The sequence below is a fragment of the Psychromonas arctica genome, assembly GCF_038155225.1.
GTDB lineage: Bacteria > Pseudomonadota > Gammaproteobacteria > Enterobacterales > Psychromonadaceae > Psychromonas > Psychromonas arctica_B.
In genome coordinates this window covers 1-227 of record NZ_JBAKBA010000232.1, presented here as the reverse complement: position 1 = coordinate 227, position 227 = coordinate 1, and the positions used below count along the sequence as shown (strand labels likewise).

General features: G+C 41.9%; 1 protein-coding gene. It reads left to right on the top strand.

The window, feature by feature from the left end:
• Positions 1–227 (top strand): ATP-grasp domain-containing protein (locus tag V6255_RS18385; protein WP_341629421.1); only part of this gene is annotated, 227 nt, incomplete at both ends.

The window sequence follows — 227 nt, the reverse complement described above, 5'->3', positions numbered from 1 at the left end:
GTGGGTATGGCCTATTTGGTATGGAGTTCTTTGTAAAAGGTGATGACGTTTATATCAGTGAAGTTTCACCTCGCCCACACGATACAGGATTGGGCACTCTCATATCTCAAGACCTTTCTGAATTTTCTTTGCATGTACGAGATATTTTAGGTTTTCCTATCGGAGAAATTACACAATACGGCCCTGCCGCTTCTAGTGTAATTTTAGGGAATGGGGTATCAAAGGAC